We start from the raw sequence: 13654 nt of genomic DNA, 5'->3' as shown, positions 1-13654 counted from the left end.
GGCGGTGGTCATGAGCGCGGCGGCGAGCAACAGAGAGGTAAGAAACATGGGCGCGAAGGTCGGGGCTGGCTGTTAACCTTTGGTTGCTTGGGCGGACTTTTAAGCCGCGTTTGCGTACTGCTTTGCTTAGTATTCACTCGCGGGCCGAAAGTCCGCGCTACCCTCGTTCATGTCTGCTCGCCCGCTCATTCTCGTTTCCAACGACGACAGCCTCACCGCCCCCGGCATTGCGCATTTGGTGCGCGTTTTACAAGAAATAAACGCCGAAATAGTCGTCGTCGCGCCCGCCGCCCCGCAGTCGGGCATGGGGCACGCCATCACTATCGGCCACCCGCTGCGGCTCGATAAGTCCGGCATTTTTGGCCCCGAGGTAGAAGCCTACGCCTGCTCGGGCACGCCCGCCGACTGCGTGAAAATCGCCAAGTACTACGTGCTCCGCGACCGCCGCCCCGCCCTCGTGGTGTCGGGCATCAACCACGGCTCCAACTCCTCGGTGAACGTGCTGTACTCGGGCACCATGTCGGCGGCCATTGAGGCGGCCATTGAGGGGCTGCCGGCCATCGGCTTTTCGCTGTGCGAATACGGCGACCAGGCCGATTTTTCGCACGTGGGGCCGTGGGTGCGGCAGGTGTGCGAGCTGGCGCTGACGCAGGGCATTCCGGCCCATACGGCCCTGAACGTCAACATCCCCAAAAACGCAGCTGGCCCCATCCAGGGCATCCGGCTGGCGCGGCAGGCCGATGCCAAATGGGAAGAGGACTTCGACCGCCGCCTCGACCCCTACCAGCGCCCCTACTACTGGCTGCAAGGCAAATTTGCCAACCACGACCGCGGCCTCGATACCGACGAAGCCGCCCTGGCCGAAAACTACGTGTCGGTGGTGCCTTGCAAGTACGACCTCACCAACTACGACGGCCTCAAGCAGCTAGCCGATACCTGGCAGCTGCCGCTGCCTACCGCCGAAAAGGCTGCTACCCCGCCCCAGCCTCTGGCCGGCCAGGATTATGGCCCGGCGGCGGGGGAGCTGGTCAATGAGTGAATGAGTGAGTAGTGAATGAGTGAGCCATTCTATTTAAATTCACTCATTCACCACTCACTCATTGACCAACCCGTCGCACAGTCTTGGGCGCGCGGGCGGCCCAGAGCGAACGATTAATTTGCACGGGGGCTGCCGGCGCGCACCGGGGCCGGGCCGCCGAGCGGCAGCGGCTCCGGTGCCCGGCCGGCGACAGCAGCGTGCTCAGCAAAAGCAGAAAGGCAATAAGTCCCAGCAGTTTCATGCGGCGTTCAGTTGACGATTCAACTTAGCACCGGGTCGGTGAGGAAGCGGTGAATGATGGGGTGATGGATGAGCGCGCTTGTCATGCTGAGCGCAGCGAAGCATCTCTGCCGCTTCGTTGCACGGTTTGGATGGTGCGGTAGAGATGCTTCGCTGCGCTCAGCATGACGACCGTTTTTATCCGCTCATCCAAAGCCCTACTCATCCACTCCTCAATCACTACTCAGCCAGCCTTTGCGCCAGAAATAAAACAGCTGCCCCACCACGATGAGCGCCAGGATACCCAGCAAAACAGGGTAGCCCCAGGGCTGATACAGTTCGGGCATATTGAGCGGCAGGCGGTGCCCGTGCTGGTCTTCGGGCTGAAAATTCATGCCGTAGAGGCCCACCACGAAGCTAAGCGGGATGAAGATGGAGCTGATGATGGTCAGCACCTTCATCACCTCGTTCATGCGGTTGCTTTGGTCGGATAGGAACAGGTCGGCCAGCGACGAAATGTTGTCGCGGTAGCTTTCGGCCAGGTCCAGGGCCTGGATGGCGTGGTCGTAGGCATCGCGGTAGTAAGTCTTGAGCTCCTCGGGCACTACCTCGTCGGGCAGGCGCAGGATTTCCGCGATTTTATCGCGCTCAGGGTACACCAGCCGCCGGAAGCGCACCACGTCTTTCTTGATGCGCAGGATGCGATTGAGCAGCCGCCGCTCACGGCGCTCGGTGAAAATGCGGTCCTCCAGGTCTTCGATGTAGTCGCCGATGGCGGCCATCGTGGGGTAGTAGTGGTCGAGCACCACGTCGGTGAGGGCGTAGGCCAGGTAGCCGCTCGACTTGCGCCGCAGCTGGCTCAGGTTGGCCCGCAGGCGGTTGCGCAGCACGTCGAGGCAGTCCTCATAATCGTCCTGAAAACACAGCACGTAGTTGGGGCCAGTGAAGATAGAAAGCTGGTCGTCATTGATTTCCAGGCTGGAGGTGAAGTCCGTCATGCGCGACACCAGGAACAGCCGGTTTTCGTCGAACACCTCCACCTTGGCGCGCTGGTAATCGCCGAGCACGTCTTCGAGCTGCAAGGGGTGCAGGCCAAAGTCGTCCATGAGGCGCTCCATCAGGGGCAGGTCGCCGTAGCCGCGCACGTCGACCCAGTGCTTGAGGTCGGGGCGGCCGCGCACGGCGGCCAGCAGCTCATCGTAGCGGCCGGTGTATTCGCCCTCGGTGTAGCCTTGTTCATCATAAGAAAACAAAAACAAACGGGGTTTCAGCGCGTTGGCTTTCACGCGCAGCGTGCCGGGGCGCTGGCCCACGTCCTGCTCGCGGGCCAGGCGCGTGGCCTTGCGGTCGGTGATACGGTCGGTGGGGGGGAGGCCGGAGGCGGCGGGGTGCGCCTCGGCGGCGGTGGGCGGCGGGGCCAGGGGCAGCGGGTCGGGAAAATCCATAGAAAACAAGCTGAACAATGCCGAAAGATGAGCCTTAAACGGGAAAAAGCCGGCCTGGCGGTGTCCGGGTGCCGTACTTTGCCAGGGGCGGCCCGGCGCAGCCCGGTCTATTCTTTTGGTCAAGCCACTGGTTTTGAATTATTCTACCCCAGCTCTGCGCGTGTACGTAGCGCTGGCCCCGCCCGGCCAGCTGCCCGTTGGGCCGCGCCTGCCGCTGGCCTTCGAGCCGTTTTTGTTTCTGGAGCCTACCCACCAGGTGTTGCAGGCGCGCGGGTGCGCTACGCTGGGTTTTTTTCTGGAAGACGAAGCCGCTGGCCAAACGGTGGCGCAACTCTACGTGGTGCCCGATTTTGAAGGGCCAGGCTTGGCGCGCTCTCCCGGTCAAGCCAGTTGGGGCGGGGTGCAGCTGGCGGCTGGCCTGCCCGCCGCCGCTCTGCACCCGCTGCTCGAAGCCGCCGAGGCTGCCCTGCGCCAGCACGGGCAAACGCAGCTCGAAATCCGAAGCTACCCCACTTGCTACGACCCCGCCGGGGCCGCCGCCCTGGCCGAAGCACTAACCCAGCGCGACTACCAGCTAGCGCAGCAAGAGCTTAACTACTACCTCGATACCCGGCGCGACTACGTAACCCACCTGGCCCCCAGCGAGCGCCGCCACCTGCGCCAGTGCCAGCAGGCGGGCTTTGTGGTAGAGCAGGAGCCGCCCATTTTGCTGCCGCTGGCCTACGAGTTTATCGCCGCCTGCCGCCGCGAGCGGGGCCACGCGCTCTCGCTGCCGCTAGAGCGGGTGCAGGCGTTGTTTCGGGCGTTTCCGCAGCGGCACTTGCTGCTGTCGGTGCGGCAGCCGTCGAGCGAGTGGGCGGCGGTGCTCATCGCCATTCAGGTGAGTGGGGCGGCGTTCTACGATTTTTACCTGGCCAGCCCGCTGCGCCTCAACAAGCTTAGCCCTAGCGTGCTGCTGCTCGGTGGCCTGCACGACTACGCCCAAGTCAATGGGGCCACGATAGTTGATTTGGGTACTTCTACGCTGCCCACCGGCCAGCCCAACCGGCCGCTGCTACATTTCAAGCGCGCGCTGGGCGGGCTGGAAAGCCACCGGTTGACCTGGCAAAAGGACTTGTAGCAAACCCTAAAAGCGCCGGTCACCTGTTCCCATGTCTGATTCCAGCAGCACGCCAATCTCGGCCAACTCGCCGCCCCCAGCGGGCGGCATCTGGCGGGGCTTCGTGCGCGGCGCGGCGGGCACGGGCGTAGCGGTAGTAGCGCGGGCGGCAGGCGCGCTGGTAGTCAATAAACTAATGGCCGTGTACGGCGGCCCCGGCGGCCTCACGCAACTGGCACAGTTCCAGAATCTGATGGGTTTGTTTGGGGCCTTGCCGGCCGATGGCATCCAGGTAGGGGCCACGGCGCGGCTGGCCCCGCTGCCACCCGGCAGCGCCCGCTACCGCGCCTGGCTGGGCACGGCGGGGTTCTTGACACTGAGCTTAGTAGGGCTGGCCGGCGCGGTGTTGCTGGTAGCAAACGGAGCCACCTGGGGAGTATGGCCGGTGCTGCTTTTCACCCTAGGCATGGCCGCCGTGGCCTTGCAAGCCCTGCTAAGCACGGCCCTGCTGGCGGCCGGCCAGCGCCGGGCCTACGTAGTGCAATCGCTGGTACTAAGCGTGCTGAGTACTAGTGCGGCGGGCGCGGCGCTGCTGCTGCGGCAGCCGCTGCCGGGGGTGCTGGGCGGCTACCTGGCCGGGCAGGCGCTGGCGCTGCTGCCCACGCTGGGCGCGGCGCGGCGGGCGGGGCTGCTGCGTGGCTTGGCGCCGGGCCGTAACAGCCCGGCGGCGGTGCGCGGCCTGCTGCGCTTCGTGCTGATGGCGTTGGGCACGCTGCTCTTCGGCCGGGCGGTCGACTACGCGGTGCGCGACTACCTCATCCGCACCTTCAGCCCCGCCAGCACCGATTTGTGGCAGGCCGTGGCCAAGCTCTCCGATAACTACTCGCTGGTGGTGGGGGCGGTGCTGGGCACCGTTTTCTACCCCCGGCTGGCGGCGCTGGCGGCCGTGCCGGCCCAGGCGCGGCGCTATTTGCGCGGCGTGCTGGGCTTGCTGGCGGCGGGGCTGGCGGTGGCGCTGGGGCTGGTTTTCGCCCTGCGCGACTGGCTGTTGCCGCTGCTCTTCGCGCCGCGCCTGCTGGCCGCCCGCGAGCTGCTGGCCCCGCAGCTGCTCGGCGACTGGGCCAAGTTTCTGGTCTGGGTGTTTATTTACCAACTGCTGGCCCGCGCCCGGCCGCTGCCCTACCTGGCCGTGCAGGCGGCCTCGGCCGCGCTCTTCGCGGCGCTGCTGGCGGGCCTGCTGCCGCGCCTGGGCCTGGCGGGCGTGGTGTGGGCGCACGCCGCGCGCTTCGGTATTTTGCTGATGACGTGCTGCTTACTGTTTAGCATGAAGCGTGAAAAAACGGGCTAGCCTGCCTTATGGTGCCGCCTTGCCCAGGCGAGACCCCAACTCAAAACTCAGCACTCAAAACTCTTAACTCCCCGCGTGCCGCTCGTTACCATCATTGCCCTGTGCTACAACCACGCGCCGTTTTTGCGCCAAGCCCTCGATTCCATTCTGGCGCAGGACTACCCGCACCTGGAGGTGTGGCTGGTCGATGATGCCAGCCACGACGGCAGCCCCGAGATACTGCGCGAATACGCCCAGGCCAACCCCGCCTGGCACCTGCTGCTGCTGCCCCAGAACGTGGGCAACTGCCGCGCCTTTAACCAGGCTTTCTTTCAGAGCAAAGGGGAGTTTGTCATCGATTTTGCCACCGACGACGTGTTGCTGCCACACCGCATCAGCCAGCAGGTGGCGCTTTTTGATAAGCTCGGCCCGAGCTACGGCGTGGTGTATTCCAATGCCGAACTGATTGATGAGCAGGGCCAGCCGCAGGGCCTGCACCACCGGCCCGACGGGCGCGGCGGGCTGCTGCCGCGCCCCGCCAGCGGCTGGGTGCTGGCCGATGTGCTGGGCCGCTACTTCATTTGCTCGCCCACCATGCTGATGCGCCGCGAAACCCTGGCCCGCCTCGGTGGCTACGACGAAACGCTGACCTTCGAGGACTTCGACTTCTGGGTGCGCGCCAGCCCCGACTGGCAATTTTACTACCAGAATGCCGTGACGACTTTGCGCCGCCTGCACCCGCGCTCCATGTCCACCCGCGCCTACCAGCCCAATGACCCGTATTTGCTTTCCACTATCGCCGTGTGCCGCAAGGCCGTGGCCCTCGTGCGCAGCCCCGCCGAGCGCGCCGGCCTGGGCATTCGGCTGCGCTGGGAGCTGCTGCAAGCCCTGCGCCGCCGCCGGTGGTCGGCTGCCCGCGACCTCGCCGACTTGCTGCATGTGGCCGGGCGGCGGCATCTGTTGGATTACGTATATGGGCTGTTGGCGCGTGTGTAGCTCAGACTCGCAGAGCCCAAGCTACACCGCCACTTGCTGCCCCTGAATGGCGGCCGCCATCAGCGCCGGAAATTTGGCCGGCGTGCAGGCAAAGCTGGGGATGCCCAGCGCCGCCAGCTGCTCGGCCACGCGGCGGTCGAAGCTCGGCGAGCCTTCGTCGGAGAGCGCCAGTAGCACCACGACCGTGACGCCGGCGGCCTTAAGAGCGGCAGCGCGCTTGAGCATCTCGCGCTCGTTGCCGCCTTCGTAGAGGTCGGTCACGAGCACCAGAATAGTATCGGTGGGGCGGGAAATGAGCTGCTGGCAGTAGCTGAGGGCCAGGTTGATGTCGGTGCCGCCGCCCAGCTGCACGCCGAAAAGCAGGTCTACCGGGTCTTGCAGGTCGGCGGTGAGGTCGACTACGGCCGTGTCGAAGACGACCATGTGCGTTTTCACCGCTTTCAGCGACGCCAGCACGGCCCCGAACACGCCCGCGTACACCACCGAGGCAGCCATCGAGCCGCTTTGGTCGAGGCAAAGTACGATTTCCTTGAGCGCCTGCCCGCGCCGCCCGTAGCCCACCAGCCGCTCGGGGATGATGGTGCGGTGGCTGGCCTGGTAGTGCTTGAGATTAGCCTTAATCGTAGCGCCCCAATTGATTTCGTGGTAGCGGGGCCGCGGGTTGCGCACGGCCCGGCTGAGGGCGCCCTGCACGGCCTGGCGCAGCGGCTGGGCCAGCTTTTGCTCTAGCTCGCGCACTACGTTGGCTACTACCTCGCGGGCGGTGGCCTTGGCTTTGGCCGGCATCACGCGGCCCAGCGAGAGCAGCGTGGCTACCAGGTGCACGTCGGCCTGCACCGTCCGCATTATTTCGGGCTCCAGTAGCAATTGGCTCAGGCCTAGGCGGTCCATCGCGTCCTGCTGCATCACGGCCACTACCTCGCTGGGGAAATACTGCCGGATGTCGCCCAGCCAGCGGCTCACGCGGGGGGCCGAGCTGCCGAGGCCGCCCCGGCGCTCGCCGTCGTAGAGGGCCGTCAGGGTTTGGTCGAGCGGGCCGTAGTCGGCGGGTAGGGCTACGGCGTTGTCGGCGTCGGCGGCGCTGCCGAGTACGAGTTTCCAGCGGGGCGCGGTGGGGTTCATGGCAGCAAGGTAGACAAAGCGAAGTTATCTACCGGCTAGTAGTGCCGCAAGTCGCGGCACTACTAGCCGGTGTTTGTACAACTACCTGTTGCACAAATACCGAAACTACTGAAAAAAGCTTCGGGCTACCCGGTTTCCCCAGCCATGCTGGTCTTGCAGTGTGAAAGGAGAGCGCTGAAAAATTTCTGTCTGTGGGAGTGGATAGCCATGTGCCAGCATATACTGAACTACCCACATGACCGAAGTCAAGGTAGCAGGGCTATGCGATTGAACACCAGCATACAGGTTGCCTCGCCCGACGTCAATTATTTCATCTATGCAGGTTAACAGGGCAGGCGGAAGCGTTTGGTAGAACAAGCTGATTGCCGGGGTGCCCCCAATAGGCCAGCCTGTCCGGTCTTCCGGAATAAAGGGCATGATATTCTCGTCCCAGTTGCCTAGGTCGGGGTTATCCGTGAAGTCCCACAGCGCAGTAAGTAAGGGTTGAAAAGCCTGTTGGTCGAGATTATCATGCTGAATAATGATTTCCAGACAAGTGATACTATAGGCCATTCTGCCCGTTATTGATACGGCCTTTAGTTGCTGCTCGACGGTGTTTTGAATGGTACTCACCGGAAAAAATCGCAGGGGCTGGTCTGGCTTAAATACCTTTTCAACTTGCCGACAGTAGGGCATTTACCGAAAAAAATCGCTGGGGTCGGTCTGGCTTAAATACCTTTTCAACTTGCCGACATTTCCAAAGTACGGCAGCACCCAATCCATAAACAAACGCACCGCGTCGAGGCTATCGGCGTAGGCCAGGAACACGTTTTCGGTTTCATCGAACTCCAGGTGGTCGAGCAGGCCCGGTTGGTACTCTTCGATGATGGTTTCGATGTGCTCGCGCCAGGCCAGGCCGGTGCCGCCGTAGCCGTGGTCCTCAAACAAGTTGAGATACTCGTCCATATTGCCTACCTCGGCCAAAATAACGAACTGGCGGGCCGGATTGTCGGTCCCGCGCGCGGCGGCAATTTTGAAAGGAAACGTAGAAGCCATAGGCTGAAATAGGTGGTTGGTTGCTAGGAGACTAGCAGCAAGTACGGCACCGCTGCGCAACTATGCTAGCACCCCCCTAATGCCCGCCCACGGCCCGGCCGCCGCTGCCCCAGCTGCCGCCGAAGAATAGTCCAAACGCCATGTAGGCGCTACGTGCCCATCAGCTCGCGCAGTACCGGCAGCACCCGTACCCCGCGCGTCCAATTAAAGCGCAGGGTTTCAGTGGCTGCCACCGGCGCGGCGGGCCCGGCCCCAGCCAGGTCCATAATCTGGCGGCGCTCGGGCAGCGAGAACTCGGCAAAGGCGCGGCGCAGCAGCGGCACCACGGCCCGAAAGGTGTCCTCCGGCAGGCTGCCCAGCCAGGCATCGAGCAAATCGAACAGCGCGCGGTGGTGGATGAGTACCAGCCCCGAGCCGCGCAAAAAGCCCTCTATCCAGGCCGTGGCGTAGGCGGTGGGCTGGGCGGGCGCGAGCGCCAACCCCAGGGCCGTGGCCGTGGCCTCAGCGTCGGTTTGCTGGGCGTCGAAGAGCAGGCGGGTGGCGGCCCCGGCCAGCAGGCCGCTGCTGGTGGCGCGGCGCGCCACGGCGGCCAGGGCAGCGTACCAGTCGGCGGCGTGGGCGGCGTCTTCGAGCAGGCGGATGGCCGCGTGGGTGGCCTCTATCTTCTCCAGCAAAGGGCGGGCGGCGTCGAGGTCGAGGCTGGCGCACACGGCGGGCAGCCCGATGCAGAGGCGCGGCACCAACTGCTGCACCACCTGGGCCACTTGGCGAGTGTCGGTGCGGCGCACGTTGCCGTAGCGCAGTACCTGCACCAGCGGCGGCAGGGCGGCGAGCAAGTGCGTCACGTCGCGGGTGTCGGCCCCGAGGACTTCGAGCCGCGAGACGAGCGCCGGAATGGCGGGGCCGAGGTCGGCGCGCAGGGCTTCTTCAAGTAGGCTGCTCACGGCTTCGAGGGTAGGGGACTCGGCGGCGCGGGCGGTGGCGCGGGCCGCCGAGGCGGCCCGCACGGTATTGCCCCAGCGGCCAGCGTCGAGCACGGCCAGGGCCATTTCGGGTGGCCACGCCAGCTCCCATTCTTCGTGGAAGGTGCCGGCCTTGCCGCCCGCCACGCGCCGGGGCTGGCCCCAATGGATGCCCAGCAGCCGCAGGCGGTGCAGCAGGTGGCTACGCTGGAGGTGGCTTTCCTGGCGCAGGTCGAGGGCCAGGGGCTTGGCGGTGGGCTCGGGCTTGAGGCGCAGGGCGCGCTGCTGCTGGGTTAGGTCTTGCTGCAAGGGTGTGGCGGGCTGGCCGGGCGGCACTTCGCCTAGCTTCTCGCCAATAATAAGCTCGCGCTCAATTACCTGCAAGCCCTCGGCATAGCCGCCGCCCAGCAGCGCCACGGCCGCTTCGCGCAGCTCCTCGATGCCCGGCAAGCTGAGGCCGCGCACGGCGGCCAGCGCCTCGGCCAGCCGCACGGCCTCGATGGCGTGGGCCGAGGAGGCGTCGAGGTCGTGCCCGCGCAGTAGGCGTGCGGCGCGCACCATCCACTGTGTAATGACTTGCGCGCGCGGCTGCGTAAACAGCAGCTCGTACCAGGCCGGCGAGAGCACGCCCGCCCCGTAGCCCGAGCTAAACGACAGGCGCTCATAGGTCCACGGTATCCAGGTGGCTTCGACGGGGGCTTTCTTGAGGCCTTTCAGGCGCGCCTTGTCTTCCTTTTTCTGAAAATTAGGGTCGGTGAGCACGGGCGCGTGCCAGGCCCCGCACACCACGGCCACGCGCTGGTAGCCCTGGGCGAGGGTAGCGCGCAGGGTTTCGCGCATGTAGGCTTCGCGCAGCAGAGTTTCGTCGGTTTCGGGGCGGCGCAGTTCAGTGCGCAGGGCGGTCATCATGTCCAGCACCACCGCGAAGGTGTCGGCGTCGCCGGGGGCGTGCTCCAGGTGGGTTTCCCACCACTGCTCCGAGTCGGCGTAGCCGGCGAGGCGGGCGAGGTAGGCGACCGGGTCGGCTTCGATGGCGTCTTCCCTTGAAAGCTCGCCGGACGGGGGCACCTCACCCCCCGGCCCCCTCTCCAAAAAAGAGGGGGAGCCGACCGCCGTTGGGTCGTTTTCTACTGGGTTTTGATTAACTACTTTCTGGCCAAAATTGTCGTCCGGCTCCCCCTCTTTTTTGGAGAGGGGGTCGGGGGGTGAGGTGCCCCCGTCCGGCGAGCCCGAAACCACCGCATTATCCAGCCCAAATCGCAAGCTCATCGGCAAATCAAAGCACCGCACGTGCGCCCCCTCCCGAAAGCACCACTGCACCGCCTGCCACTCGGGCGAAAACTCGGCAAACGGCAGAAACGACGCCTGCCCCTGCTGCTTCGGGTTGTACAGCAGCAACGCCACGGGCGGCACCAGGGCGGCGTCGCGCAGGGTGGCCAGAGCGGCCTCGCCATCGGCGGGGCATTCGAGCAGCACGATGTCGGGGCGATAGGCGTCGAGGGCGGCCACGAGGCTGGCGGCGCTGCCGGGGCCGTGGTGCCGGATGCCGAAGAGGCGCAGGTCGGTGGGCATAAGCGAAGCAAAAAAGTGAGCCGCCAAGATAGCGGCCCCGCCGATTTGGCGGCCGACCCCAACCCGGCGGCCGGCACTTTTACGTACTTTAGCCCCGCCCAGCTTACTTCTGATGCTACCCGATTCGTTTTCCCTCGGCTTTTTGCAAATTGCCTACCGCCCTGACCTCGGCCAGCTCACGGGCCGCTGGCTGCGCTCCATCGACGAAGCCGAGCTGCACGAGGGCTACGCCGCCCTGCGCCAGGCGGCCCTGCACCACCGCTGCGCCTACTGGCTCATCGACGGCCGCCGCCGCACCAACCGCAGCTACAACGGCCCCGAGTGGGTCACGACCCGCTTCCTGCCCGAGCTTCAGCGCGAGCTGGGCCAGCCCATGGCCGTGTGCTTCCTGGTGCTGCCCGACTACCTCAGCAGCCTGCTGCCCGACTCGTCGGCCACGGCCCCCGACCCGCTCCGCTACGCCCGCTTCGTGGATGAGGGCGCGGCCAATGCCTGGCTGGCCGCCCAGCAAGCCATAGTAGGCTAAAGAGCTTGCTAATGCTTGGCCAGCACTTTAGGCTACATTACGTAGTGGTAGCCAGTCATTTGATAAGTTCTCTACCAAGCCCTGTAGTTGAGCTGCCTGCTGACTAGCCTCTGGCAGTGGAAAGCCATGTGCAAGCCTATTGCGGCCAACTAGTAGGTTTTTAGCTTGGTCGAAGTATTCGTAGGATAAGTCCGCCTCGGAATATAAGTAATCAAGTAGCGCCCGCACGGGCGAATGTTCTAGCGGCAACGCCACACTTTCAGCATGCCGACGTAGCAACGCTTCCAATGCCGACCAAAATAAGAGAATGGCTGCTTCAGCCTCACCTGCTTCACGTAGGCGCCTGGCTTGAGCAATCCGTTCTAGGATGGCAGACCAGGAAAGTGGGTCTTGCAAAATGCCAGCTATCTCACTTCTCGATGATAGATTAACGACCAGCAGGCGCCACCCCGGCTGCTGCTTTACTGTGGCAGTTAATTCCTGTAGGCGGCCAATGGAAAGGGGGGCATCGGCACTATTAGCCAGTACAAGCAGGTGCTCAGCATCTTTCTCAGCTAGCAAGTCGGGCACAAAGCCATGCAAGTCAAATGGTACCGCCTCCCGGTCAGCCGGCATAGATACCTTATAGCCTTGTTGGCGGTAGCTATCGGCCATGGCCGCGATTTGTTTTTCGTATTGACGTTGAGCCGGAATCATAAGTAAGCTTCAATAGATTGAGCAGAACTGACGCGCACGTACACGCATTCCTGAAACGAAGTAATGGCGGGTAGGACTAGTGCGGGCAAGCGATTATAGTCGAAGGTGGCGGTAAGCGGGCGTCGGTGGCTATCTACGTCGGTGATGTAGATATCGTCTGCATACACAATACCAACTAACGCATCTTGGATAGGCTTGATAATATTATCTATATCAGCTGGTAGTTCACCACAAAAGTAAACGAGCGTTAACTGGCAGGGGATAGCTATGGCTGCCTGCGCTCCCCAGGCAGCTTGGGCAGTCAGCGCTACATATTCTTTCCATCGCTGCCGTTTGGTAGCGTCTTTCGACTGATGAGAAATGGGCCTGCGAGCCAGTAGAAATTCCAGCAACATGTCTGGAGTAGGGATTGAATAACACGTAAGGATAAAAACTACTCCACCACCTCCCTACACGCCCGGTACAAATCCTTCCAACCCTCGCGCTCTTTCACCACGGTTTCGAGGTATTCGAGCCAGACCACGCGGTCGGGGGCGGGGTCTTTGATGACGGCCCCGGTGAGGCCGGCGGCCAGGTCGGCGGCGCGCAGGGTGCCATCGCCGAAGTAGGCGGCCAGGGCCAGGCCGCTGTTCATGACCGAGATGGCCTCGCCGGTGCTGAGGGTGCCGCTGGGGCTCTTGAGCTTGGTTCTGCCGTTGTCGGTGCGGCCCTGGCGCAGCTCCCGAAACACCGTCACGAGCCGCTGAATCTGCTCCAGGGCCGGGGCTTCGGCCGGAATCTGGAGGGCCTTGCCCTGCTTCTCGACGCGGGTTTGCACGATTTGCACTTCCTCGGCCAGGGTGGCGGGCAGGGGCAGCACCACGGCATTGAAGCGGCGGCGCAGGGCGCTGCTCAGCTCGTTCACGCCGCGGTCGCGGTCGTTGGCGGTGGCGATGACGTTGAAGCCCCGCGTGGCCGCCACCTCGGTGCTCAGCTCCGGGATGGGCAGCACCTTCTCCGAGAGCATGGTGATGAGCGTGTCCTGCACGTCGCTCGGGATGCGGGTGAGCTCCTCGATGCGCACCAGCTGGCCCTGGGCCATGCCTTTGTAGAGCGGGCTGGGCACGAGCGCGCCCAGCGAGGGGCCTTCGGCGAGCAGGCGGGCGTAGTTCCAGGAGTAGCGCAGCGAGTCTTCGGCGGTGCCCGCCGTGCCCTGAATCAGCAGGTTGGAGTGCCCGCTGATGGCGGCCGTGAGGTGCTCGCTGACCCAACTTTTGGCCGTGCCGGGCACGCCCAGCAGCAGCAGGGCGCGGTCGGTGGCCAGCGTGGCCACCGCGATTTCCATCAGCCGCCGCTGGCCGATGTACTTGGGCTCAATCTCGAAGCCGTTGGCGAGCTTGCCGCCCAGCAGGTACGTGACCACGGCCCAGGGCGAGAGCTGCCAGTTGGTGGGGCGCGGTCGGTCGTCGATTTCGCGCAGGGCGGCGAGCTCTTCGGCGTAGGTGGTTTCGGCGTGGGGGCGCAGCAGGTCCATTTTCTTTGAGTTGAGAGTTTTGAGTGATGAGTTTTGAGTTGGCTCGGTAGGGCGCGGTATCTATAGTATCCGTCATGCTGAGCGCAGCGCAGCGGAGTCGAAG

The 13654-nt window shown here is 64.3% G+C and carries 13 protein-coding genes; 5 read left to right on the top strand and 8 right to left on the bottom strand.

Translation table 11 applies throughout. The annotated features are described in order from the left end of the window. Nucleotides 1-169 precede the first annotated feature (169 nt). A complete protein-coding gene (gene surE, locus VFO93_RS11015; protein WP_325134424.1) occupies nt 170-1039 on the top strand; it encodes a 5'/3'-nucleotidase SurE in 870 nt (289 codons plus the stop codon). A 452-nt stretch (nt 1040-1491) separates the two neighbouring features. Here surE and corA read toward each other — a convergent pair whose 3' ends face one another. Further along, the gene (corA, locus tag VFO93_RS11010) at nt 1492-2703 is read right to left on the bottom strand and encodes a magnesium/cobalt transporter CorA (protein ID WP_325134423.1); all 1212 of its coding nucleotides are present in this window, start codon (nt 2701-2703) and stop codon (nt 1492-1494) included. A gap of 133 nt (nt 2704-2836) precedes the next feature. On the opposite strand from corA, the gene VFO93_RS11005 reads away from it, so the two are divergent. The 3 genes from VFO93_RS11005 (at nt 2837) to VFO93_RS10995 (ending at nt 6125) form a co-directional block, all read left to right on the top strand. Beyond that, nucleotides 2837-3823, top strand: a complete 987-nt coding sequence (locus VFO93_RS11005; RefSeq protein ID WP_325134422.1) for a hypothetical protein — start codon at nt 2837-2839, stop codon at nt 3821-3823. A gap of 31 nt (nt 3824-3854) precedes the next feature. Then, nucleotides 3855-5150, top strand: coding sequence for a hypothetical protein (locus VFO93_RS11000; protein ID WP_325134421.1), 1296 nt, complete (start codon nt 3855-3857; stop codon nt 5148-5150). A 75-nt stretch (nt 5151-5225) separates the two neighbouring features. Next, nucleotides 5226-6125, top strand: coding sequence for a glycosyltransferase (locus VFO93_RS10995; RefSeq protein WP_325134420.1), 900 nt, complete (start codon nt 5226-5228; stop codon nt 6123-6125). A 21-nt stretch (nt 6126-6146) separates the two neighbouring features. On the opposite strand, the gene VFO93_RS10990 is transcribed toward VFO93_RS10995, so the two are convergent. The 4 genes from VFO93_RS10990 to VFO93_RS10975 form a co-directional block, all read right to left on the bottom strand. Then, a complete protein-coding gene (locus tag VFO93_RS10990; protein ID WP_325134419.1) occupies nt 6147-7247 on the bottom strand; it encodes a VWA domain-containing protein in 1101 nt (366 codons plus the stop codon). Between the two features lie 105 nt (nt 7248-7352). Further along, entirely contained in the window at nt 7353-7922 is a 570-nt protein-coding gene (locus VFO93_RS10985; RefSeq protein WP_325134418.1) for a hypothetical protein, read from the bottom strand. Then, entirely contained in the window at nt 7923-8282 is a 360-nt protein-coding gene (locus tag VFO93_RS10980; protein ID WP_325134417.1) for an Imm51 family immunity protein, read from the bottom strand. A gap of 149 nt (nt 8283-8431) precedes the next feature. Then, nucleotides 8432-10816 (bottom strand): DUF5682 family protein, encoded by a 2385-nt coding sequence (locus tag VFO93_RS10975; protein WP_325134416.1) that lies wholly within the window; start codon nt 10814-10816, stop codon nt 8432-8434. Between the two features lie 112 nt (nt 10817-10928). Between VFO93_RS10975 and VFO93_RS10970 the strand changes: the two genes are divergently transcribed. Then, nucleotides 10929-11342, top strand: a complete 414-nt coding sequence (locus VFO93_RS10970; RefSeq protein ID WP_325134415.1) for a hypothetical protein — start codon at nt 10929-10931, stop codon at nt 11340-11342. Nucleotides 11343-11369: 27 nt separating this feature from the next. Here VFO93_RS10970 and VFO93_RS10965 read toward each other — a convergent pair whose 3' ends face one another. The 3 genes from VFO93_RS10965 to VFO93_RS10955 are packed head-to-tail and all read right to left on the bottom strand — an operon-like array spanning nt 11370 to nt 13551. Next, nucleotides 11370-12038 carry a hypothetical protein gene (locus VFO93_RS10965; protein WP_325134414.1) on the bottom strand — a complete coding sequence of 223 codons (669 nt, stop codon included), beginning with the start codon at nt 12036-12038 and terminating at the stop codon, nt 11370-11372. Further along, entirely contained in the window at nt 12035-12433 is a 399-nt protein-coding gene (locus VFO93_RS10960) for a RusA family crossover junction endodeoxyribonuclease (protein WP_325134413.1), read from the bottom strand. The genes VFO93_RS10965 and VFO93_RS10960 overlap by 4 nt, the downstream gene beginning before the upstream one ends. Before the next feature lie 38 nt (nt 12434-12471). After that, on the bottom strand, nt 12472-13551 hold the full coding sequence (locus VFO93_RS10955; RefSeq protein ID WP_325134412.1) for an AAA family ATPase: 1080 nt from the start codon (nt 13549-13551) through the stop codon (nt 12472-12474). Between the last annotated feature and the right edge of the window lie 103 nt (nt 13552-13654).

The sequence above is a fragment of the Hymenobacter sp. genome (genome assembly GCF_035709525.1).
Taxonomy (GTDB): Bacteria; Bacteroidota; Bacteroidia; order Cytophagales; family Hymenobacteraceae; genus Hymenobacter.
This window is presented reverse-complemented; position numbering and strand designations above follow the sequence as displayed.